At 60.3% G+C, this 23,433-nt stretch carries 18 protein-coding genes; 11 read left to right on the forward strand and 7 right to left on the reverse strand.

Going from position 1 to position 23,433, the window contains the following annotated elements; genetic code table 11:
• From AB4N41_RS02745 to AB4N41_RS02770, 6 genes are all read left to right on the forward strand, one after another.
• Positions 1-2,697 (forward strand): RHS repeat domain-containing protein, encoded by a 2,697-nt coding sequence (locus AB4N41_RS02745; RefSeq protein ID WP_252876810.1) that lies wholly within the window; start codon positions 1-3, stop codon positions 2,695-2,697.
• Positions 2,698-2,751: 54 nt separating this feature from the next.
• Positions 2,752-5,367 (forward strand): RHS repeat domain-containing protein, encoded by a 2,616-nt coding sequence (locus tag AB4N41_RS02750; RefSeq protein ID WP_460138333.1) that lies wholly within the window; start codon positions 2,752-2,754, stop codon positions 5,365-5,367.
• A 125-nt stretch (positions 5,368-5,492) separates the two neighbouring features.
• On the forward strand, positions 5,493-7,253 hold the full coding sequence (locus AB4N41_RS02755; protein ID WP_252876812.1) for an ATP-binding protein: 1,761 nt from the start codon (positions 5,493-5,495) through the stop codon (positions 7,251-7,253).
• On the forward strand, positions 7,253-8,581 hold the full coding sequence (locus tag AB4N41_RS02760) for a sigma-54-dependent transcriptional regulator (protein ID WP_252868184.1): 1,329 nt from the start codon (positions 7,253-7,255) through the stop codon (positions 8,579-8,581). The genes AB4N41_RS02755 and AB4N41_RS02760 overlap by 1 nt, the downstream gene beginning before the upstream one ends.
• Positions 8,582-8,959: 378 nt before the next feature.
• Entirely contained in the window at positions 8,960-10,279 is a 1,320-nt protein-coding gene (locus AB4N41_RS02765; RefSeq protein WP_024014128.1) for an MFS transporter, read from the forward strand.
• Between the two features lie 135 nt (positions 10,280-10,414).
• On the forward strand, positions 10,415-11,044 hold the full coding sequence (locus tag AB4N41_RS02770) for a flavin reductase family protein (protein WP_252876813.1): 630 nt from the start codon (positions 10,415-10,417) through the stop codon (positions 11,042-11,044).
• On the opposite strand, the gene AB4N41_RS02775 is transcribed toward AB4N41_RS02770, so the two are convergent.
• A complete protein-coding gene (locus AB4N41_RS02775) occupies positions 11,045-11,287 on the reverse strand; it encodes a hypothetical protein (RefSeq protein WP_041479831.1) in 243 nt (80 codons plus the stop codon).
• A 43-nt stretch (positions 11,288-11,330) separates the two neighbouring features.
• Complete coding sequence (locus AB4N41_RS02780) at positions 11,331-11,684, reverse strand: putative quinol monooxygenase (RefSeq protein ID WP_041479832.1); 354 nt, start codon at positions 11,682-11,684, stop codon at positions 11,331-11,333.
• Between the two features lie 397 nt (positions 11,685-12,081).
• Between AB4N41_RS02780 and AB4N41_RS02785 the strand changes: the two genes are divergently transcribed.
• On the forward strand, positions 12,082-13,011 hold the full coding sequence (locus AB4N41_RS02785; protein ID WP_016773445.1) for an AraC family transcriptional regulator: 930 nt from the start codon (positions 12,082-12,084) through the stop codon (positions 13,009-13,011).
• A gap of 431 nt (positions 13,012-13,442) precedes the next feature.
• On the opposite strand, the gene AB4N41_RS02790 is transcribed toward AB4N41_RS02785, so the two are convergent.
• Together AB4N41_RS02790 and AB4N41_RS02795 are read right to left on the reverse strand one after the other, a co-directional pair.
• Positions 13,443-14,891, reverse strand: coding sequence for an aldehyde dehydrogenase family protein (locus tag AB4N41_RS02790; protein ID WP_252878189.1), 1,449 nt, complete (start codon positions 14,889-14,891; stop codon positions 13,443-13,445).
• Positions 14,891-16,528: a 5-guanidino-2-oxopentanoate decarboxylase gene (locus AB4N41_RS02795; RefSeq protein WP_252876814.1), complete on the reverse strand. Its 1,638-nt coding sequence runs from the start codon at positions 16,526-16,528 to the stop codon at positions 14,891-14,893. Before AB4N41_RS02795 ends, AB4N41_RS02790 begins: the two co-directional genes overlap by 1 nt.
• Positions 16,529-16,746: 218 nt before the next feature.
• Here AB4N41_RS02795 and AB4N41_RS02800 point away from each other — a divergent pair, with 218 nt between their 5' ends.
• Entirely contained in the window at positions 16,747-17,628 is an 882-nt protein-coding gene (locus AB4N41_RS02800; RefSeq protein WP_252876815.1) for a LysR substrate-binding domain-containing protein, read from the forward strand.
• A gap of 452 nt (positions 17,629-18,080) precedes the next feature.
• On the opposite strand, the gene AB4N41_RS02805 is transcribed toward AB4N41_RS02800, so the two are convergent.
• Both AB4N41_RS02805 and AB4N41_RS02810 read right to left on the reverse strand, forming a co-directional pair.
• The gene (locus AB4N41_RS02805; protein ID WP_252876816.1) at positions 18,081-18,695 is read right to left on the reverse strand and encodes an NAD(P)-dependent oxidoreductase; all 615 of its coding nucleotides are present in this window, start codon (positions 18,693-18,695) and stop codon (positions 18,081-18,083) included.
• A gap of 45 nt (positions 18,696-18,740) precedes the next feature.
• Positions 18,741-19,619 carry an MBL fold metallo-hydrolase gene (locus tag AB4N41_RS02810; protein WP_056789950.1) on the reverse strand — a complete coding sequence of 293 codons (879 nt, stop codon included), beginning with the start codon at positions 19,617-19,619 and terminating at the stop codon, positions 18,741-18,743.
• A 113-nt stretch (positions 19,620-19,732) separates the two neighbouring features.
• Between AB4N41_RS02810 and AB4N41_RS02815 the strand changes: the two genes are divergently transcribed.
• Together AB4N41_RS02815 and AB4N41_RS02820 are read left to right on the forward strand one after the other, a co-directional pair.
• Complete coding sequence (locus AB4N41_RS02815) at positions 19,733-20,638, forward strand: LysR family transcriptional regulator (RefSeq protein ID WP_218192304.1); 906 nt, start codon at positions 19,733-19,735, stop codon at positions 20,636-20,638.
• A 218-nt stretch (positions 20,639-20,856) separates the two neighbouring features.
• Entirely contained in the window at positions 20,857-21,033 is a 177-nt protein-coding gene (locus tag AB4N41_RS02820; protein WP_016773438.1) for a hypothetical protein, read from the forward strand.
• Positions 21,034-21,163: 130 nt separating this feature from the next.
• On the opposite strand, the gene AB4N41_RS02825 is transcribed toward AB4N41_RS02820, so the two are convergent.
• Positions 21,164-22,054, reverse strand: coding sequence for a helix-turn-helix domain-containing protein (locus AB4N41_RS02825; protein WP_024014136.1), 891 nt, complete (start codon positions 22,052-22,054; stop codon positions 21,164-21,166).
• 175 nt (positions 22,055-22,229) lie between these two features.
• Between AB4N41_RS02825 and pobA the strand changes: the two genes are divergently transcribed.
• Entirely contained in the window at positions 22,230-23,423 is a 1,194-nt protein-coding gene (gene pobA / locus AB4N41_RS02830) for a 4-hydroxybenzoate 3-monooxygenase (RefSeq protein ID WP_252876817.1), read from the forward strand.
• Positions 23,424-23,433 lie beyond the last annotated feature (10 nt).

Genomic DNA, 23,433 nt, shown 5'->3' on the forward strand with positions numbered 1-23,433 from the left:
TTGCTGACCGTCAGCGACGGACGTGGCCTGCCAGTCCGTCAGGTCGCTTATTTGCGTACCGTGGCAGAGGACGCGGTCACCGCTGTTGTGACGTTTCAGGAACACGATGTGGCCGGACATCCGGTCGCGCAACAGGATCCGCGCCTGCCCATTGCAAACACCACCACTGTTTATTCCATCAATGGCGATGCGGTGTTCACCGACAGTGTCGATAGCGGCTGGCGTTTGCTGCTGCCGGGGCCGGCCGGGGAGCCTCGGCAGCAATGGGACGCGCGCGGCCATGTCTGGCAATCGACCTTTGACGGGCAATTGCGCGTGGTGCAGCTCGAAGTGTCGGGAAACGGCGAAAATCAGCTCGATACCTTCACTTACGCTCCGGGCTCTGCCGGAGCAGACTCCAACCTGCGCGGCCGGTTGATCCAGCAGACAGATCCGTCAGGCTCGCTGGATATCACCAGCTATGCCCTCACCGGACAGGCACTGGTGGAAAAGCGCACATTTGATGATCACCAAGCGTTCACCAGCCATCAGGTGTTCAGTCCGCTTGGCGCCGTGCTTGAACAGACCGACGCCGGCGGCCATCGCAGAACCTCGCGCTATGGGCTTGCCGGGCAACTCAGGCAAATGCACTTGCAAGTGAAGGCGAACATCACGCAAGTCCTGGAGGATGCGCACTACAACGCCAATGGCCAGCTCATCGAGCAACAGGACGGCAACGGTGTGCTCAACGAATGGACCTACGATCCAGCCGACGGACGCTTGCGCACGCGGATCAGTCATAAGCCCGGCCAACCCGCATTGCAGGATCTGCAATATTTCTACGATCGCGTCGGCAATATCATCCGCATCGAAGACCACGCCTTCGAGCCCACCTGGTTCGCCAATCAACGGGTCGACGGCCACCGTGAATTCAGCTACGACTCCCTGTATCGCCTGATCCGTGCGACCGGTCATGACGACGCCCTGCCCCCGGACATTCCCGGCCTGCCGCGACCGCCCGACGAGCGAAACCGCCTCAATTACACCCAGACGTATAGCTACGACGATGGCGGCAATCTGACCGAGTTGCGTCATCAGCGCGACGGCAACAGTCGCACCCGCACGATGCGCATCGACGACAAAAGCAATCGCGGGGTGCGTTGGCAAACAGGTGACGAGCCGCCGGACTTCGACATCTGGTTCGACCCGCACGGCAATCAACGCAAGCTGCGCCACGGTCCGTCATTGCACTGGAACAGCCGTGACGAGCTGGAGCGCGTGGATCTGGTTATCCGTCAGGACAGCGATAACGATGCCGAGTATTACCAGTACAGCGCGGGCCAGCGGGTCCTCAAATGTCATGAATGGTTCACCGACAAGGTCCGCCACTTCCAGCAGGTGCGTTACCTGCCGGGGCTGGAAATTCGCAGCAAGGACAACGGCGAAGAGCTGCACATCATCAGCCTCGGTAACGCGCGTTGCCTGCATTGGGCGCAACGTTCAGCGCCGATAGACGACCAGATGCGCTACACCCTCGAAGACCACCTAGGCTCTTGCGTGATGGAGCTCAATGAAGACGCTGTGGTCACCAGCGCAGAAGGCTATTACCCGTTCGGCGAAACCGCGTGGATGGCGCCGGAATCGGAAATCGAATACCGCTTTATCCGTTATTCCGGCAAGGAAATGGATGTCAGCGGTTTGTACTACTACGGCGCCCGTTATTACGCGCCGTGGTTGCAGCGCTGGGTCAGTGCGGATCCGGCGGGGGATGTGGATGGGTTGAACCTGTATGGTTTTGTCGGTAACAACCCGATTCTGTTCATCGATAACGACGGTAACAAAAAAGACTTGCCGTCTGACGTCAGGCAGGACATCGCGACCTACGCAAAAGTCCTGGATAACCTGGGCAATGAGCTGCAAACGTACAATCGGCAATTGAACGGACTGTTCAGCGCTACGGACATTTCCAAACGCATGGCCATAAACACCGGCTTCAACATTGGCAAGGGAGTTGCCACCACGACAGCAGGGAAAGGCGGCGAAGCACTTGGGACGCTGATATTGCCCGGAGTCGGGACATTTATCGGAGGGATCGTCGCCTCAAAAATCTCCGGCGCGGCAATCGACAAACTCGGCGAAATTACAACTGTTTCCACTCCCGTCCTGCCCGATGCCAAAAAACTGAACCCCGAGAGCATTCACAGCAATGCCACAACAAGCATTTTAACCCCTCTGAGATACGCAAAAAAAATAGCCAGATCTTATGATCCTCGGACTTCCGAGGGAGCAAATAAGCTGATCGGAACAGTAGCCGAGAAAACGCTCAGCAAGTTTGCGCAGGTACCCGCTGCGAGTGACATGATGGCCATTGCTTACGCGGGGAAGGACACAGCCACAGCGCTGGCCGGTTTAAGGGATATCGAAATTGATGACCTCGAGACAGCGTTGGGTTTGATTATCGACATGCTTGAACAGGACCAAAGCGACATCAATGCGGCTTTCAGTGAAATCGGAGTCAACGAATTTTATGACCAAGGCCTGGTGGGCTCATTCGGTTTTGCGCTGGACCTTGCAAAAGGTAGCGTCGGAACCCAGAACTCCAGCTCAATCAGCCGGGATCGGATCAAGAAAGAAATTTCCGTGCGCATGGCTGAAGCAAGGCGCGGTATTGAGTTGATTGGCAGATATCGCCAATACAGCGGTCAAAAGACGGCGTAAACAAGTTCGCCTACCTTCAGGCAGTTTTGCCGTGGTTCTGCGCCTGGATAAATCATGAGCACCTGGCCCTTGAATAGATCAACGCATATCCATACGCCAAGCGTGCAGGTCAAGGATCCTCGGGCTTTGGTTGTCAGGCATATTGCCTATCTGTGTGCAACGACGCATGGAGAAATCAAGCCCCTGATCACCTGCCAGACTCACAACCCTGCCGGGCGCCTGCTAGAAAAACGGGATCCGCGCTTATCTGCACCCAACCTCACTACTCACTACTCGCTCAACGGCACCGTGTTGAAAATCGACAGCGTCGATGCCGGCTGGCGTTTGGTACTGCCGGGACTGGCCGGTGAGCCTCGGCAACGTTGGGACGAGCGCGGCCATGTCTGGCGATCGACCTTTGACGACCAGCTGCGTGTCGTCAGACTCCAGGTCACCAGAAAGGATGAGGAGGAAGAGGAAGAGGTCGAAACCTTCCTCTACGCCGGTGGCGCCGACACCACCAACCACAACCTGCGCGGACGGTTGATCAAGCAAACCGATGCGTCTGGTGTTCTGGCGATATCCAGCTATTCCCTCGCCGGCCAGCCGATGCAGGAAACCCGAACTTTCCAGGACACACAGGCTTTCACCAGCCATCAGGTGTTCAGCCCGCTGGGCACGGTGCTGGAGCAAACCGATGCCGGCGGCCATCGCAGAGCATCGCGCTATGGGCTTGCCGGGCAACTCAGGCAAATGGAGCTGCAAGTCGAGACGAAAGTCACGCAGGTCTTGCTGGATGCGCAGTACAACGCCAACAATCAGATCATCTCGCAACTGGCCGGTAACGGTGTCCTGAGTCAGTGGACGTATGACCCGGCCGATGGACGCCTGCATACGCGCACCAGTCAGAAAACCGCTCACCCCAGATTGCAGGATCTGCAATATTTCTACGATCGCGTCGGCAATATCATCCGCATCGAAGACCATGCCTTCGAGCCAACCTGGTTCGCCAATCAACGGGTCGACGGCCACCGTGAATTCAGCTACGACTCCCTGTATCGCCTGATCCGCGCGACCGGTCATGACGACGCCCTGCCCCCGGACATTCCCGGCCTGCCGCGACCGCCCGACGAGCGAAACCGCCTCAATTACACCCAGACGTATAGCTACGACGATGGCGGCAATCTGACCGAGTTGCGTCATCAGCGCGACGGCAACAGTCGTACCCGCACGATGTGCATCGACCAGAAAAGCAATCGCGGGGTGCGTTGGCAAACAGGTGACGAGCCGCCGGACTTCGACATCTGGTTCGACCCGCACGGCAATCAACGCAAGCTGCACCACGGTCCGTCATTGCACTGGAACAGCCGTAATGAGCTGGAGCGCGTGGATCTGGTTATCCGTCAGGACAGCGATAACGATGCCGAGTATTACCAGTACAGCGCGGGCCAGCGGGTCCTCAAATGTCTTGAATGGTTCACCGACAAGGTCCGCCACTTCCACCAGGTGCGTTACCTGCCAGGGCTGGAAATTCGCAGCAAGGACAACGGCGAAGAGCTGCACATCATCAGCCTCGGTAACGCGCGCTGCCTGCATTGGGCGCAACGTTCAGCACCGATAGACGACCAGATGCGCTACACCCTCGAAGACCACCTCGGCTCTTGCGTGATGGAGCTCAATGAAGACGCTGTGGTCACCAGCGCAGAAGGCTATTACCCGTTCGGCGAAACCGCATGGATGGCGCCGGAATCGGAAATCGAATACCGCTTCATCCGTTATTCCGGCAAGGAAATGGATGTCAGCGGTTTGTACTACTACGGCGCCCGTTATTACGCGCCGTGGTTGCAGCGCTGGGTCAGTGCGGATCCGGCGGGGGATGTGGATGGGTTGAACATGTATGGTTTTGTCGGTAACAACCCGATCGTCCACGTCGACCAGACCGGTGCCTTCAAAGTGGTGTTTGACCTGGTCAGAAAAGCGGTCGGTATTTTTGATCAAGCGCAAACTGCGGCGGAGCAATTGCACAACCTGACCACCGAGTTCGATGGCCTGATTCCTGAAGGCCAGAACATCGAGGAGGTGCGCAAAAGCATGACGTTCGGCAAATTCATCACCTCCCGGGCCGGCATCAAATCGGTCTTTTACGGTATCGGCAAAGGCATCGCCATCGGCAGTGTCATCGGCACCGTGGTACCCGGAATCGGCAACGCCATCGGTTCCGGCGCAGGGGCAATCGCGGGGGCAATAGTGTTTCCGGTATTGCGTTACCACTTTTTCAAGAAGGGTTTGAAAGCAGCGCAGACACTGCACACCCAAGAGCTCAAGGACGGGCTGAAAACGCTGGGCGACGGCGCTGCAAAAGCCGTAGACGGCGCGAGGGCTCTTCTCGATGGAGGTGCTGCGCTTATCGACAGCATCAAGACTTTCACGGATAACCTCAACAGCTACTCCGAGCACATCCAGAAGATGTTCTACGCCCAACTGGACGCACTGGATGCAGAAAAACAGCGTCAGGTCATGAAGCTGTCCAGGAATGGTGTAGACCCGTTCGAAGCCATCGACAAGGTCATGCAAACCGCCCAGGCGACTATCGAAGCGCCAAGCGAGGCGCAAGGCGTGACAGAACGCCTGCAGCAACTGGAGCGCTCGCTGCCGAACCTCAGGCAAGACCGGTGCCGAAGCCGAGGTTGAATCTTGTGCATCGACGTCAGGTACAGGAGACAGCTGTCTAGCAGACACGGCCGGCGCGAACAGCGCGCCCGGCCACCTCGGCCCATGCTATCGTGCCCGCCCGTCCTGCCGACCTTTCATCCAGCATGCTGCCGACTTCCCGTACCCTGCGTCTGTCGTTGTATTCCCTGCTGATCATCGCCGGCACGGTCATTGCCGCGACGCTCGCGATGCGCCACGCGGAACGTCAGGCGCTGGAAGAAGACGCCGCCCGCGCCAATCAGCAACTGGGGTTGTACGCCAACTCCTTGCACACCCTGATCGACCGCTATCGCGCCCTGCCCGCCGTACTGGCGCTGGATCCGCAATTGCGTTCGGCCCTCGCCGGCCCGGTCGATGCAGCGCAGCAAGCGGCATTGAATGTGAAGCTGGAAAAGATCAACGGCGCCGCGCAATCCTCGACCCTTGAACTGCTCGATCGCACCGGCCTGGCCGTGGCCGCCAGCAACTGGCGCTTGCCAAGCAGTTACGTTGGCCACAATTACGGCTTCCGCCCCTATTTCAGCCAGACCCGCACCCAAGGCACCGGGCGTTTTTACGCGGTAGGCGTGACCAGCGGCATTCCCGGGTATTTCCTTTCCAGCGCCGTACTTGGCGACAACGACGAGTTTCTCGGCGCGATGGTGGTCAAGCTGGAGTTTCCCGAACTGGAGCGCGAATGGAGCCAGGGCAGCGACACGCTGCTGGTCAGCGATGCACGCGGGATCATCTTTATCGCCAATCAGCCGGGCTGGCGTTATCGCGCCTTGCGAGCATTGAGCGCTGATGATCTGGCCGAGATCAAAACCACCCGCCAGTACGACAAGCAATCGCTGGTTCCGCTGACCCATTTGCCGCTGCGGCGCTTCGATGACAACAGCGATCTGCGCCGGGTCGAAGGTCCGCAGGGCACGGCGGATTATCTGTGGGAATCGCTGCCGCTGGCGACCGAAGGCTGGACCCTGCACCTGCTGCGCCGTCCGCAAGTGGCCTTCGAGGATTTGCGCAACGCCGCGCTGGCCGCCGCTGGCGTGTGGCTGGCGCTGGTGTTCCTGTTGTTGTTCCTCAATCAGCGCTGGCGGCTGGCCAAGGTCCGTCAGCGCAATCGTGAAGAACTCGAGCGCTTGGTCGAGGAGCGCACCCGCGACTTGCGTACCGCGCAGGAAGGTCTGGTGCAGTCGGCCAAACTCGCCGCGCTGGGGCAGATGTCTGCGGCGCTGGCTCACGAAATCAATCAACCGCTGACCGCCCAGCGCATGCAACTGGCAACCCTGCGCCTGCTGCTCGAACATGGCCGCGTCGATGACGCCTACAAGGCGCTGAAACCGGTGGACGACATGCTCACGCGCATGGCCGCCCTCACCGGCCACCTCAAGACCTTCGCCCGCAAAAGCCCGAGCGGCTTGCGCGAACGTCTGGATCTGGCGACGGTGGTCGATCAATCGCTGCAACTTCTCGATGCGCGACTGCGTGACGAACAGGTCAGTCTGGTGCTGCATCTGACCCGCCCGGCGTGGGTACGCGGTGATGCGATTCGTCTGGAACAGGTGCTGATCAACCTGCTGCGCAATGCGCTGGATGCGATGCACGGCAAAGCCTGCAAGCGTCTGGAAATCCGTCTGGAGGCTGATGAACAATTGTGGCGGCTGAGCGTCAGCGACAACGGCGGCGGCATTGCCGAGGAACATCTCGGCCAGGTGTTCGATCCGTTCTTTACCACCAAACCGGTGGGTGACGGTCTGGGCCTGGGGCTGGCAGTATCCTTCGCCATCGTGCATGAATCCGGCGGGCGCCTGAGCGCCGAGAACGGCGACCACGGCGCGGTGTTCAGCCTAACCCTGCCAATCGATCTGGAGGCACATATCTGATGCTCAATTCGGTGATGGTGGTCGACGATGAAAGCAGCATTCGCGACGCCGTTGAACAGTGGCTGAGCCTGTCGGGGTTTCAGGTGCAATTGTTCAGCCGTGCCGAAGAATGCCTCGCCGCGCTCCCGGAACATTTTGCCGGGGTGATCCTCAGCGACGTGCGCATGCCCGGCATGGACGGTTTGCAACTGCTCGCCGAAGTGCAAAAGCGCGACAGCGATCTGCCGGTGATTCTGCTCACCGGCCATGGCGATGTGCCGATGGCGGTCGAAGCCATGCGCGATGGCGCCTACGACTTTCTGGAAAAACCGTTCAGCCCGGAAACCCTGCTCGGCAGCCTGCGCCGGGCGCTGGACAAACGCCGCCTGGTCCTGGAAAACCGCGCCCTGCACGAACTGGCCGACAATCGCGCGAAGCTCGATGCAACATTGCTCGGCGTGTCCCGTGGCTTGCAGACATTGCGTCGGCAAGTGCTGGATCTGGCGACGTTGCCGGTCAATGTGCTGATCCGGGGCGAAACCGGCAGCGGCAAGGAACTGGTCGCGCGTTGCCTGCATGATTTCGGCCCGCGCGCCGGCAAACCGTTCGTGGCGCTGAACTGCGCGGCGATCCCGGAGCAACTGTTCGAGGCCGAGCTGTTCGGCCATGAGAGCGGCGCGTTTACCGGCGCCTCGGGCAAGCGCATCGGCAAGCTGGAATACGCCGATGGCGGCACGCTGTTTCTCGATGAGATCGAAAGCATGCCGCTGGCCCAGCAGGTGAAATTGCTGCGAGTCTTGCAGGAGCAAAAGCTTGAGCGGCTGGGGTCGAACCAGAGCATTCGCGTTGATTTGCGGATTGTCGCGGCGACCAAACCGGACCTGCTCGACGAAGCTCGCGCCGGGCGTTTTCGTGAGGACCTGGCGTATCGCCTGAACGTCGCCGAACTGCGCCTGCCGCCGCTGCGCGATCGCCGCGAAGACATTCCGTTGCTGTTTGAAACCTTCGCCCACAATGCGGCCCAACGTCTGGGCAGAACATTTCCGCCGCTGACAGGCGCGCAGTTGAGCCATCTGCTCAGCCATGACTGGCCGGGCAATGTGCGCGAACTGGCCAACGTCGCGGAACGTCAGGTATTGGGGCTGGATGAACCGGTCGCCGGAATCGATCCGGGGCAATCGCTGGCGGCGCAGCAGGAAGCGTTCGAAGCGCAATGTCTGCGCGCGGCGTTGACCCGGCACAAAGGTGATGTGAAAGCCGTGCTCGAAGAACTGCAACTGCCGCGCCGCACGTTCAATGAAAAGATGCAGCGGCATGGGTTGAGTCGGGAGATGTTTCTGGCGGAGTGAGGCAGAGATTTGTGGTGTAGCTGAAATCCATCCCCCTCACCCCAGCCCTCTCCCCCAGGGGGGCGAGGGGGAAGGGAGCCGATCTCCATGCTCTCCCGAATCTGTATTCGACTCGATATTGCAGGTCGATCTAACCCACAAGAACACCTCGGTCAGTCCCCTCTTCCTCTGGGAGAGGGCTAGGGTGAGGGGCTTTTGATCTTCACGCGGTAAGCGGAAATCCGCTCACTCAGCCCAATCAGTCGGCACAAATCCGCTCACTCCTCCCCGCTACCCCCTCTAAACCGGCCCCTCACCCCTTGGCACACCTCCTGCTATAGCCCTGGCAGGCTGCGTTCCGACGCGCTCCACAAAAACAATTAAACGAAGGATCCTTCAATGGATAACTCCAACGCCCTGCCCCTTGGGTCGGCTGCCGTGCCGGCCAAACCGAGAACCACCGCCAGCCGGATCAAATCGATCTTCAGCGGCTCTGTCGGCAACATGGTCGAGTGGTACGACTGGTATGTGTATGCCGCCTTCTCCCTGTACTTCGCGAAAACCTTTTTCCCCGCCGGCTCCACCACTGCGCAACTGATGAACACCGCAGCGATCTTCGCCGTGGGTTTCCTGATGCGTCCGATCGGTGGCTGGCTGATGGGCATGTACGCCGACAAGGTCGGGCGCAAGAAAGCGCTGATGGCCTCGGTGTACCTGATGTGCTTCGGCTCGCTGCTGATCGCCCTGAGCCCGAATTATGAAACCATCGGCATCGGCGCGCCGATCCTGCTGGTGTTCGCCCGCCTGCTGCAAGGCCTGTCGGTCGGCGGCGAGTACGGCACCTCGGCGACTTATCTGTCCGAGATGGCGACCAAGGAACGTCGCGGCTTCTTCTCCAGCTTCCAGTACGTGACCCTGATCTCCGGGCAGCTCATCGCCCTCGGCGTCTTGATCGTGCTGCAAAACATGCTGACCACTGAACAGCTCTACGCGTGGGGCTGGCGTATCCCGTTCGCCATCGGTGCGCTGTGTGCGGTCGTGGCGCTGTACCTGCGTCGCGGCATGGAAGAAACCGAGTCGTTCACCAAAAAAGAGAAATCCAAGGAAAGCGCAATGCGCACCTTGATGCGCCACCCGAAAGAGCTGTTGACCGTGGTCGGCCTGACCATGGGCGGCACCCTGGCGTTCTACACCTACACCACCTACATGCAGAAATACCTGGTGAACACGGTCGGCATGAGCATCTCCGACTCGACCACCATTTCCGCCGCCACGCTGTTCCTGTTCATGTGCCTGCAACCGATCATCGGCGGCCTGTCGGACAAGATCGGTCGTCGCCCGATCCTGATCGCGTTCGGCGTGCTCGGTACGATTTTCACCGTGCCGATCCTGATGACCCTGCACACCATCCAGACCTGGTGGGGCGCGTTCTTCCTGATCATGGCGGCGTTGATCATCGTCAGCGGCTACACCTCGATCAACGCGGTGGTCAAAGCCGAATTGTTCCCGACCGAAATCCGCGCCCTGGGCGTCGGCCTGCCGTACGCACTGACCGTGTCGATCTTCGGCGGCACTGCCGAATACATCGCGCTGTGGTTCAAAAGCATCGGCATGGAAACCGGTTACTACTGGTACGTCACCGCGTGCATTGCCGTGTCGCTGCTGGTGTACATCACCATGAAAGATACCCAGAAGCACTCGCGGATCGTCACTGACTGATCGCACCGCATCGCTGGCAGGCCACAAAATCTGTGTCCTGCCACGAACCCTACGGGGTCTCGCGTCTGGCTGGAAATATGCGCTGGGTCCTTGCACTATGGCTGCATCCGAATGCAGCTCAGGAATCCGCTCCCCATGCCCGATGACATCCACTTCTACGAACCCGCCAACGGCCACGGCCTGTCTCACGATCCGTTCAACGCCATCGTCGGCCCGCGCCCCATCGGCTGGATTTCCTCGCAGGATGCCGAAGGCCGACTCAATCTCGCGCCGTACAGTTTCTTCAACGCCTTCAACTACGTGCCGCCGATCATTGGTTTTTCCAGTGTCGGGCGCAAAGACAGTCTGAACAACATCGAGCAGACCGGTGAGTTCGTCTGGAACCTCGCCACCCGCCCGTTGGCCGAGCAGATGAACCAGAGCTGCGCGATGGTCGCGCCTGAGGTCAACGAGTTTGAACTGGCGGGGCTGACGACCGTGGCGTCAAAGGTGATTTCGGTCCCCCGGGTCGCCGAGAGTCCAGTGTCCTTCGAGTGCAAGGTCACGCAGATCATCCAGCTGCAACGCGCCGATGGCGAAACCGTGCCGAGCTGGCTGATCCTCGGCGAGGTGGTCGCGGTGCACATCGCCAAATGGCTGCTGAAAGACGGCATCTACGACACCGCCGCCGCACAACCGATTCTGCGCGGCGGCGGGCCGGCGGATTATTTCCAGCTGGGGCCTGAGGCGCTGTTCAAGATGTGGCGCCCGGGGGCGCAGAAGTAATTACCAGATCAGCTCGGCGTCATCGGTGACGCCCTTGAGCTTGTCCAGTTCGTTGATGGCTGCGTCATCGGCAGCAATGGCGCCGGGGAACACCTGCTCATTGAGCAATTTGTGAAAGCGTGGGGCGCCGCCATCGACCAGGGCCTTGACCGCGATCGCCGCGTAATAACCCTTGTTGCCGCCCAGCTCGACGGGGACGACTGCGGAGACTGCTTCGAAGCGTTCAAACTCTTTACGTGCCATGTCGCGGATCCTGGCTCAATCAAATAAGCCGGACATTAAACCCTCAACCGGCGAGTTTGTGTATCGGCGCCGCGCATTGACCGAGGGCCTGCGCGGCGGAAACGTCCCTGAACGTGTGGAAGTCGAGGCTGTTGACCACCAGGTCCTGCACCAGCTCAGCGAAGACTTCCATCGACGGACTGTTGAAATACGCCGTCATCATTTGCTGACTGCTCCAGTAGCCGCTGACCAGCCACAGGTCGGCGTCGCACTGCGATTGTTGCAAGGAAAAACTCAGGCAGCCGGGCGCCGCGCGCGAGACTTCGATCAATGCGCTCAGGCGCACACCGAGTTCCGCCGAGCGCCCGGGCTGGGCACGAACGAAGGCCATATGACTGACAGGCATCTGCTTGGACATGATCAACCCTCCATGAAATCGCGTGGCAGCCGGGGGACGGGCTGCGACTGAAGCAAAGGTTAAGGGCCGGGGCGGCTGCGCCGTTAGTCGATTCCTGCCTTCGCGTTGCACAATCCTGCGAGACTGCGCAGACGACCTGTAACAACCTGTAAACCCGCGCAACACGTCTGTCATACGCGTTTTGTGTAGGAGCTGCCGAAGGCTGCGATCTTGTGCTTTTGCTTCGAAGATCAACGGATCGCAGCCTTCGGCAGCTCCTACAGAATCGTATGGCGGGAGACCTGTGCGCACCTGCGGGCAGAATCAGGCAAGCATTTGGCAGAATGTGTCTACCGCCGCCGCTTGCACAAACATATGCTCTGCTGCATTCCCCCCTCACTTGCCGAGGATGCCGTGCATGACGTCATTCGATCGTTTTCAAGCCGAACCCAGCGCCGACATGGAAAAGCAGCGCGCGGAGCTGGCGGCGATCATCCGCCGCAACACCAGCGACGATGGCAGCTACCAGACCGCGATCGGTTCGCTGGTGATGTCGCGCCACACCCAGTCCCATGACTTTGCCCCGGTGCTCGCGCAGCCGGCGCTGTGCATCATGGCGCAGGGGCGCAAAGAGGTGCGCCTGGCCGACGAGTTCTTCAACTACGACCCGCTGAATTATCTGGTGGTGTCGGTCTCGATGCCGCTCAGCGGGCGCGTGGTCAATGTCTCGCCGGAAGAACCGATCCTCGCCGTGCGCCTCGACATTGATCCGACCGAAATCACCGCGCTGATCGCCGACGCCGGCCCGATGGGCGTACCGACGCGGCCGACCGGACGCGGTCTGTACGTGGAAAAAATCGACAGCGCCATGCTCGACGCAGTGCTGCGGCTGGCGCGGCTGCTCGACGCGCCGAAAGACATCGCCATGCTCGCGCCACTGATTCGCCGGGAGATTCTCTATCGCCTGCTGCGTAGTCCGCAGGGTCATCGTTTGTATGAGATTGCGATTGCCAATAGCCAGAGCCATCGCATCAGCCAGGCCATCAAATGGCTCAACGGCAATTTCGAGCAACCGCTGCGCATCGATGATCTGGCGCGGGAAGTGAACCTCAGCGTGTCGACGTTGCATCATCGCTTCAAGGCGATGACTGCGATGAGTCCGTTGCAGTATCAAAAACAGTTGCGCCTGCAAGAGGCGCGTCGGCTGATGTTGACCGAAGGGCTGGAAGCGTCGGCGGCGGGGTATCGGGTGGGCTATGAAAGTCCGTCGCAGTTCAGCCGTGAGTACAGCCGACTGTTTGGTGCGCCACCGTTGCGGGACCTGGCGCGGTTGCGGCTGTCGGTGTAACTCCATAGAAGCCCCTCACCCTAGCCCTCTCCCAGAGGGAGAGGGAACCGATTGGGGGATATTGGAGAGGTTCAGCGACTTGCGATATCGGTGCTGAATCCGGAATCAGCCAAGCCAGGCCAACCCGGCGTTGGGTTGATGACCTTCAAATCCATAATCGACTCGGTTTTTCAGGTCGACGGAGAACGCAAGACACCTCGGTCAGCTCCCTCTCCCCAGAGGGAGAGGGAACCGATTGTGGGATATTGGAGAGGTTCATCGACTTGCGATATCGGTGCTGAATCCGGAATCAGCCAAGCCAGGCCAACCCGGCGTTGGGTTGATGACCTTCAAATCCATAATCGACTCGGTTTTTCAGGTCGACGGAGAACGCAAGACACCTCGGTCAGCTCCCTCTCCCCCCGGGAGAGGGCTGGGGTGAGGGCAGGCTTCTACACCGCGCGCACGACGTGCTTGATCTCCAAAAACGCCGCCAACCCCCAAGGCCCCAGTTCGCGGCCGACACTGCTCTGCTTGTACCCACCCCAAGCCGTCTGCGGGAAGATCACCTGCGGAGCATTGATCCACACCAGCCCTGCCTGCAAGGCATTGGCCACACGATCTGCTGCGGTGGCATCGCGTGTCACTACGCTCGCGACCAGGCCGAACTGGCTGTCGTTGGCCAAGGCAATCGCTTCAGCCTCGCTGCCGAAACTGCGCACACACACCACCGGGCCGAAAATCTCTTCACGCCATAAGGCGCTGTCCAGCGGCACGTCGGTGAACACCGTCGGTTGCAGGAAATAACCGCGCGGCAAATGCGCCGGACGATTACCGCCGCACACCAACCTCGCCCCGGGGCTCAAACCGCGATCAATATGCCCAAGCACCCGTTGGTACTGCGCCTGATTGACCAGCGCGCCCATCTCCACGTCCGGATCGAACGGATCGGCCACTCGAATCGCCTCTGCGCGCTTTTGCAGGCGCTGAAGAAATTCATCCATCAATTCCTCGGCAACCAGCACCCGACTGGTGGCCGAGCACATCTGCCCGGCGTTGAAGAACGCTCCACCACAAGCCAGTTCCACCGCCAGCTGCAGATCGGCATCCGCCAGCACCAGCAACGATGATTTGCCACCCAGCTCCAGACTCACACCCTTCACGGTTTCAGCAGCGCGTTGCATTACCTGCACGCCAACCGCATTGCTGCCAGTGAAGGAAATCTTGGCGATGCGTGGATCCGCCGACAACGGCGCGCCCACCGCCAGACCAGTGCCGCAGACCAGATTGAACACGCCGTCGGGCAAACCGGATGCAGCGATGATCGCGGCCAGTTCCAGCTCCGGCAACGGCGTCACTTCAGAAGGTTTCAGCACCACGCAGCAACCGGCGGCGAGCGCCGGGGCGAGCTTCCAAGCGGTGGTGACCATGGGGAAATTCCACGGCACGATCAGCCCGACCACACCGCATGGCTCACGACGCAGGCGTGCGCTGAAGTCATCGCTGGGCAGCGGCACGTTGCTGTCCTGCCCGGCGTCGAGGCCTTCGGCGAGTTCGGCGTAATAGTCGAAAGTGGCGATCACGTCATCGACATCGATGGCCGCTTCGAACTGCGGTTTACCGTTATTACTCGACTGCAGATTCATCAAGTGATCGCGACCGTTGCGCACGCCGTTGGCAATGTTGCGCAGGATCGCAGCGCGTTCGGCGCCGGTGGTTGTCGACCAGTGTTTGAACGCCTCGGTCGCCGCGCTGATCGCCTGGTCGACGGCCTGTTCGTCACCGCCATTGACGGTGGTCAGCAGCGCTTCGGTAGCGGGGTTGATCACCCGCAGATGTTCGCGGCCCGACGACCATTGACCGTTGATGTAGAGCCCGTCGAGTGTGGTTGGAAAGCTGATCATTGGGCCACCGCCTGCATCCACTGGTTCTGGTCGATTTCAATCAGCGTCGGGCCTTGGCGGTCCGTCGCTTTACGCAACGCTGCGCGCAATTCGTCGATGCTGCTGATGGCTTGCGCGGCGCAACCGAGGCCCTTGGCCACGGCGACGAAATCCGGGGTGTAGATGTCCACGCCGACCGGTTCGATGGCGCGGTTGACCATGTACTTTTTGATCTCCTCGTAACCCTGGTTATTCCACAGCAGCACGATCACCGGCACCCGTGCTTCAACGGCGCTGGCCAGTTCCGGCAGGGTAAATTGCAAGCCGCCGTCACCGATCAGGCACACCACTGGCGGGCGCGCGCCGTTGTCGAGTTGGCCGCCGAGCCACGCACCAATCGCCGCCGGCAACGCATAGCCGAGGGTGCCGTAACCGGTGGATGCGTTGAACCAGCGACGTGGACGCTCGGGGTTGAAAGTGAGGTTGCCGGTGTACACCGGTTGCGTGGAGTCGCCGACGAACACCGCGTCAGGCAGCTCGTGCAGCACGGTTTCGAGGAAACGCGTCTGCGCCAGCGTCGGCGCATCCCAGCTCGCCGCCAATTCATCACGCAGACGCGCGGCGCGAACCTGGCCCCAATCATTGCGGCGCTCGGCCAGAGGTTGGTGCGACAAGGCGCTGAGCAATGCTTGCGCGGCATTGCGCGAATCAGCGACCAGTGCGACGTGCGGCGGGTAGTTGCGCACGGTCTGATCGGCATCGATGTCGATGCGCAGCAGCTTGCCGGGAATCTCGAAGCCGCCGGCGAAAGTGACGTCGTAATCGGTCTCGGCCAGCTCCGTGCCGATCGCCAGCACCACGTCGGCTTCAGCGACCAGTGCGCGGGTGGCGACCAGGCTTTGCGTCGAACCGATCAACAACGGATGGCTGGTCGGCAGCATGCCTTTGGCGTTGATGGTCAGCGCCACGGGAGCGTCGAGCAATTCGGCGAGTCGGGTCAGCTGCGGCGCCGCGTCGATAGCACCGCCGCCAGCGAGAATCAGTGGACGTTGCGCGCTGGCCAGCATTTCGCTCATGCGGCTCACGGCAGCCGGTGCGGCGCCGGCGCGATCGATATTCACCGGCAGGCTGGCGAGCAATTCATCGGCCTCTTCCACCAGCACGTCCAACGGAATTTCGATGTGCACCGGACGCGGTCGCCCGGCCTGGAACAGCGCGAAAGCGCGAGCAAGCACCACCGGCAATTCGGCAGCCGACATCAGCGTGTGCGAGAACGCTGCGACGCCGCCGACCAGTGCGCTCTGGTTCGGCAGCTCATGCAACTTGCCGCGCCCACCGCCCAACTGACTGCGCGACTGCACGCTGGAGATCACCAGCATCGGAATCGAATCGGCGTAAGCCTGGCCCATGGCCGTGGTGATATTGGTCATGCCCGGGCCGGTAATGATGAAACACACACCGGGTTTGCCGCTGGTACGCGCATAGCCGTCAGCCATGAACCCGGCGCCCTGTTCATGACGAGGCGTGACGTGGTTGATGCTTGAGCGGGCAAGGCCTCGGTACAGCTCAACGGTATGCACACCGGGAATGCCGAACACCTGCTCGACCCCGTAATTTTCCAACAGCCTGACCAGTACTTCGCCGCACGTTGCCATGTTGATTGCCCTTTCATTCACTGAACACTCCCTGTGGGAGCGAGCCTGCTCGCGAATAAGCGGTCCAGCCAACATCCGTGTCGAACCTTGAACCGTCTTCGCGAGCAGGCTCGCTCCCACAGGGTCCGTGGAGTGCCCATTGGAACGGTGCGCAACTGGCAGCAACAATCGATTAAAAGTCATACTAGCCATGTCGCCACGTCATACCTCGGATCGCCATGAAACGCCTGCCACCCCTGCCCGCTCTGCATACGTTCTGGATCACCGCGCAATGCTGCAATTTCACTCGCGCCGCCGAGCAGTTGCACATCACTCAGGGCGCGGTGAGCCGGCAGATCGCCGGGCTGGAAGAACAGCTCGGTTATCCGCTGTTCATCCGTCTGGCCCGAGGTCTGGCGCTGACGGCCGAAGGCCGCGAATGGCTGCCGCGAGTGGAAAAGGTCTTCGGGCTGATCAGTGAAGCGACCGAGCAGATCGGTCAGACGCGGCAAACCTTGCAACTCAAGGCACCGAGCTGCGTGATGCGCTGGCTGCTGCCGCGTCTGCTGCAATGGCAGAAGGAACGCCCGGACGTGCCGGTGAAACTGACGGCCTCGCTGCAACACGGTGTGGATTTCCAGCGCGAGCAATTCGACGCCGCGGTTATCTACGGTCCGCCGCCGGACAATTCGCCAGGCGCACTGCATCTGTTCGACGAGCAACTGACACCGGTCTGCTCACCGCAACTGCTCAAAGGCTCGCCGGCGCTGAATTCACCAAAGGACCTGCAGGAACACTTGTTATTGCACCCGACCCACGACATTCAGGACTGGTCGGTGTGGCTCGACGCGGCGGGATTGCGACTGGGCAACCTTGGCAGCGGGCAGCATTTCGAAACGCTGGATCAGGCGATGTCGATGGCCTCGCACGGCACGGGGGTGGCGATCGGGGACTGGTCGCTGATTGGTGATGATCTGAACGCTGGACGACTGGTGATGCCGTTTGCGTTGAAGGTGAAGACGGGGTTGGCGTATTACGTGGTGGTGCCTGCTGGAGCCGAACCCTCGCCGCAACTTGAGGAACTGATGCTCTGGCTGGTTGAGCAGGCTCATTTGCGCTGAAGCCTCTCCCCTCACCCTAGCCCTCTCCCCAGGGAGAGGGAACTGATTGGGGATACTCAAGAAATTCATCGACCTGACACAGCCACGCCGAATCCATAATCGACACGGCCGTTCAGGTCAATGCGTGACCCAAGACAACTCGGTCGGCTCCCTCTCCCCCGGGAGAGGGAACTGATTGGGGATACTCAAGAAATTCATCGACCTGACACAGCCACGCCGAATCCATAATCGACATGGTCGTTCAGGTCAATGCGTGACCCAAGACAACTCGGTCGGCTCCCTCTCCCCAGGGAGAGGGAACTGATTGGGGATACTCAAGAAATTCATCGACCTGACACAGCCACGCCGAATCCATAATCGACACGGTCGTTCAGGTCAATGTGTGACCCAAGACAACTCGGTCGGCTCCCTCTCCCCCGGGAGAGGGCTGGGGTGAGGGGAAAAGGCTTGACTCAATACCCGACGGTATAACGCTGGCGCGAATGCTTCGGCGTTTCCACTTCGTCAATCAGCGCAATCGCGTAATCGGCAAATGTGATCCAGCTGCGTCCTTCGGCACTGACCAACAGATGATCCTTGCCGACGCGGAATGTGCCACTGCGCTCACCCTCGACGAACTCCGCCGACGGCGACAAAAAGGTCCAGTCCAGTTCCTGCTCGTGACGCAACGCATCAAGAAACTCAGCACCTGCGCTCGCCTCGGCTTTGTATTCGGCCGGGAAACCGGCACTGTCGATCACTCGCGTGTCATCCGGCAGCAACAGCGAACCGGCGCCGCCGACCACCAGCAAGCGCTTCACGCCCGCCTGTTTTACCGGTCCGACAATCGCCGAGGCCGGGACGGTGGCGAAATGCGCTGCGCTGATCACTGCGTCGTGACCGGCCACCGCCGCTTGCAGCGCCGCCGAATCCAGCACGTCGAGGCTCTTGCTGACGACACCGGCACGGCTGCCGATCTTCGAAGTATCGCGGGCAATGGCGGTGACGCTGTGGCCGCGACGCAGGGCTTCTTCCAGCAATTGGCTACCGGCACGGCCGGTGGCGCCAATGATTGCGATCTTGCTCATGACATTCTCCAGTTGGCTTGAAAATGCTGCGTGTTCAGGTTCGGCTTACCACTGCATCTCGCCCTTGGCGACTTTCGCGCTGAGCTCCAGCGAGCTTTCCTCGCCCAGCTGCGGGTAGCGTTTTTTCATCGCCGCGATCAGTGCAGCGGAGTCTTTGGCCTTGGCGGTTTCGGCATCGAAGGCCTTGATGTAATCGGCGGTGAATTTCACGCTGGCCAGCGAGCGGCTGCTGTCACCCAGGTAATGACCGGGCACCACGGTTTGCGGTTTCAGGCTTTCGATGGTGTGCAGGGTGTGCAGCCAATCGGCGTGGGATTGCGCGGTCTGGGTGTCGGCCATCCACACATGAATGTTCTCGGCGACCACTACGCCACCGACCACTGCTTTGAGCGACGGGATCCATACGAAGCTGCGATCCGGTTGCTTGCCGTCGAGGCCGATCACCTGCAATTGCTTGCCTTCGAGGGTCAGGCTGTCGCCCTTGAGCACGTCCGGGACGATGGTTTTCGCCGGCACGTCGGCGCCCATTTTCGGCCCCCAGTAGGCCAGTTTGCCGTCGACGGTGTGCTTGATGTGATCGACAGTCGGCTGCGAAGCCAGCACTTTCGCCTGCGGGAATGCCTTGGTCAGGGTGTCGAGGCCAAAGTAGTAATCCGGGTCGCCATGGCTGATGTAGATGGTGGTCAATTGCTTGCCGCTGGCGCGGATCTTTTCCACGACCTGCTCAGCCTGGGATTTGCCGAATTGCGCGTCGACCAGAATCGCTTCTTTCTCACCGCTGACCAGCACCGAGCTGACCGGGAAAATCGCCTGGGTGCCCGGGTTGTAGACATCAAGGCTCAGCTCGGCAGCGGATGCATGGGCGGCAAAGCCGAAAAATGCTGCGGCGAGCAGAACGCGTTTGAAGGGGGTAAAGCCGATCATGTGTTGCTCCGGATTGCGAATGCCAGTCTGGCGATGCAACAGAGCTTAGTTGCCAGACTCAGTACAAAAAATGCGATGCTTGGACATAGTTTGTTTCTGAAAGCGGGCAAATCATGGATCGGCTTCAAGCAATGCGGGTATTCGTCACGGTCGTGGACCTGGGCAGCCAGTCGGCGGCGGCCGACCACCTCGACCTGTCGCGGCCGGTGGTGTCGCGCTATCTGGCGGAGCTGGAAGACTGGGTCGGCGCGCGGCTTATGCACCGCACCACGCGCAAATTGAGCCTGACCGCCGCCGGCAGCGAAATCCTCCCGCGCTGCCGGCAGATGATCGACCTGTCGCACGACATGCAGGCCGCCGTCAGTGAACCCCATGACGCGCCGCGCGGATTGCTGCGGATCAGCGTCAGCACCTCGTTTGGCCAAGCGCAACTGGCCGATGCGATGGCGGCATACGTCAAGCTTTACCCCGGCGTGAGCATCGATCTGCAGATGCTCGACCGCACGGTGAATCTGGTCGATGAGCGCATCGATCTGGCGATTCGCACCAGCAATGATCTTGATCCGAATCTGATCGCCCGGCGCCTGACCGTGTGCCGCTCGGTGGTCTGCGCAGCACCGGCGTATCTGCTTGAGCATCCGGCGCCGCTGCGGGTGGAGGAACTGAGCCGACACAACTGCCTGACCCATTCCTATTTCGGCAAGAGCCTGTGGCATTTCGAGGAGGATGGCGAACCGGTTTCGGTGCCGGTGCAGGGCAATATCAGCGCCAACGAGGCCAGCACCCTCCTGCGCGCAACCCTGGCCGGCGCGGGCGTGGCGATGCTGCCGACCTACCAGGCTGGCGTGCATATTCACAGCGGCGAACTGCTGCGTTTGCTGCCACACGCAGAACCGCGCCAGATGAATATCTACGCGGTGTACGCCTCACGCAAACACATGCCGGCGGCACTGCGCAGCATGCTCGACTTTCTTGTGCAGCGCTTTCCCGAGGCCCCGGCCTGGGATGCCGGCCTGTAAACCCGATCCCTTGTGGGAGCGAGCCTGCTCGCGAAGAGGCCAGTACATTCAACATTGATGTCGCTTGGACCACCGCCTTCGCGAGCAGGCTCGCTCCCACATAGGCATCAATTCGCTGAATGGCCGGCTAAATCCTCAAGCGCACTCGCTGGCAAGTACGCGCCGCTGACCTATGCTCAAAGTAATACCGCAAGGTAGACGTTCAGAGGTCGAACACCATGAACATCAAAACAAAAAGATACGCCGCCATCTTCATCACCTGCGCCGCCACGCTGGCGCTGTACGGCACCGCTGCCTGGCGGGTCGAGCAGTTGCGCCAGCTGCCGCGTGAGTATGCGAGCTGCAACTATGAGCGGTGTATTCCGCACAATGCCACGCTGAACGCATTGCGCTGATAGACCTGCGCTGGAATGCAACTGCTGTGGGAGCGAGCCTGCTCGCGAATGCGCTGTGTCAGCCAGCCTAGTTGCTGAATGAAAGACCGTATTCGCGAGCAGGCTCGCTCCCACAGGGCTCATCAGCGCATCAGGATTGTTGCTCGGCCTTCAAGCGGTCGCGGAATGCCTTTGGCGAAATCCCCACCCGGCGACGGAACAGGCGCGTGAAGTTGGTCGGATCGGAAAAACCGAGCAGCTCCGACATCTCGTAAATCGTCATGCTGGTGTAGGTCAGCAGGCGCTTGGCTTCCAGCAACTGACGCTCGTGCATGATCTGCAACGCCGGTTGCCCGGCCAGTTCACGGCAGGTGCCGTTGAGATGCGACACGGAGATGCCCAGGCGATGGGCGAGGTCTTCGACCTTGACGTGCTGGCGGTAAGTCTCTTCCACCAACTGAATGAAACCGTTGAGGTATTCGCGCTGGCGTTGCGGCCGTTGGCTGGCCTTGTGGCGGACGATCGCCTGACGGCTGACCCAGACCATGATCACACTGACCAGCGAATGCATGAGCATTTCCCGCGCCGGTTGATGACCGTTGTACTCGGCCTGCAAGGCTGAAAACAGGCTGTTGAGATAATCGCCATCCTTACCGGCCGGGTAATTTTCCGCCCGGGCCAGCGCGTGTACCGAATCGCCCAATTGCGCCTGCAAATGATTGATCAGCGGCGTGGCCAAGGTGACGATGAAGCCTTCAACATCCTCGGAAAAACGAAACCCGTGCACCGATAACGGTGGCAGCACCTGTATCGCCGGAGTCTCAAGCTGCGTGCGCTGGCCTTCGATTTCGAGCTCTGCCTGACCTTTGAAAACGAACAGCAGCTGGCACAGATCCGCATGGCGGTGAGGTTTGATTTCCCATTGATGTTCGCGACTGCGCGAGGAAATGGTTTCACAGTGCAGCAAGTCCGGGGTCGGCCAGTCCAGGCTTTCACCGTAGAGCTTGAACACCGGAATAGAAGGCAGGGCAGGCTTGTTCATACTTCAATCCAGGCCTCTGGTTTTTGGGCGATAATCGCACCGATTGGCAGAATGTACAGGTATCGGCTCAGTTTTCACCTTCAATTGACAGACCCGCAAGGGAAAAATGCAAGCACTCGATCCATAAAATCATTCACCGGCTGTTGCTGCGTGAAGCTTGCGAGTCATAAAAACAATGAAACCCCTGAAAACCCAAGTCGCCATTATCGGCGCCGGTCCTTCCGGACTGCTCCTCGGCCAGTTGCTGCACAACGCTGGCATCGAAACCCTGATCCTCGAACGCCAGACGCCTGATTACATTCTTGGGCGCATCCGTGCCGGTGTGCTTGAACAAGGCATGGTAGAGCTGCTGCGTGAAGCCGGCGTCGGTCAGCGAATGGATGCCGAAGGTCTGGTTCATGGCGGCTTCGATCTGGCGCTGGACGGGCGTCAGGTGCACATCGATCTGCACGCTCTGACCGGCGGTAAAACAGTAATGGTCTACGGTCAGACCGAGGTCACCCGCGACCTGATGGCCGCTCGTCGGGACGCGGGGGCGCCGACAATTTATCAGGCGAGCAATGTCGTTCCCCACGGCATGAAAAGCGACGAAGCTTTCGTCACCTTCGAAAAGGACGGTGAAAGCTGGCGCGTCGATTGCGATTACATCGCCGGTTGCGATGGTTTCCACGGCGTCGCGCGGCAGTCGATTCCGGCCGATTGCCTGAAGATCTTCGAGCGGGTCTACCCGTTCGGCTGGCTGGGCATTCTCGCCGACACGCCGCCGGTTCACGACGAATTGGTCTATGCCCGCCACGAGCGTGGCTTCGCTTTGTGCAGCATGCGTTCGGCCACGCGTACCCGCTATTACCTGCAAGTCCCGGCGGATGAAAACGTCGATGACTGGAGCGATCAGCGTTTCTGGGATGAGCTGAAAAAACGCCTGCCGGATGCCCTCGCGGAAAAACTGGTGACCGGCCCTTCGATCGAAAAAAGCATCGCGCCGCTGCGCAGTTTTGTCGTCGAACCGATGCAATACGGCCGGATGTTCCTGGTCGGCGACGCCGCCCACATCGTCCCGCCCACTGGCGCCAAGGGCTTGAACCTGGCGGCCAGCGATGTCAGCACGTTGTTCAATATTCTGCTGAAGGTCTATCGCGAAGGCCGCACTGATCTGCTGGAAAAATACTCGGAAATCTGCCTGCGCCGGGTGTGGAAAGCCGAACGGTTTTCCTGGTGGATGACGTCGATGCTGCATCGCTTCGACGAGCACGATGAATTCAGCCAGCGCATCTGCGCTTCGGAACTGGACTATTTTGTCAGCTCGCAAGCCGGGCAAAAAACCATTGCAGAAAATTACGTCGGGCTTCCGTACGAGGCTATCGAATAGCTTCCTACCG

Source organism: Pseudomonas sp. S2_A10, from assembly GCF_054668465.1.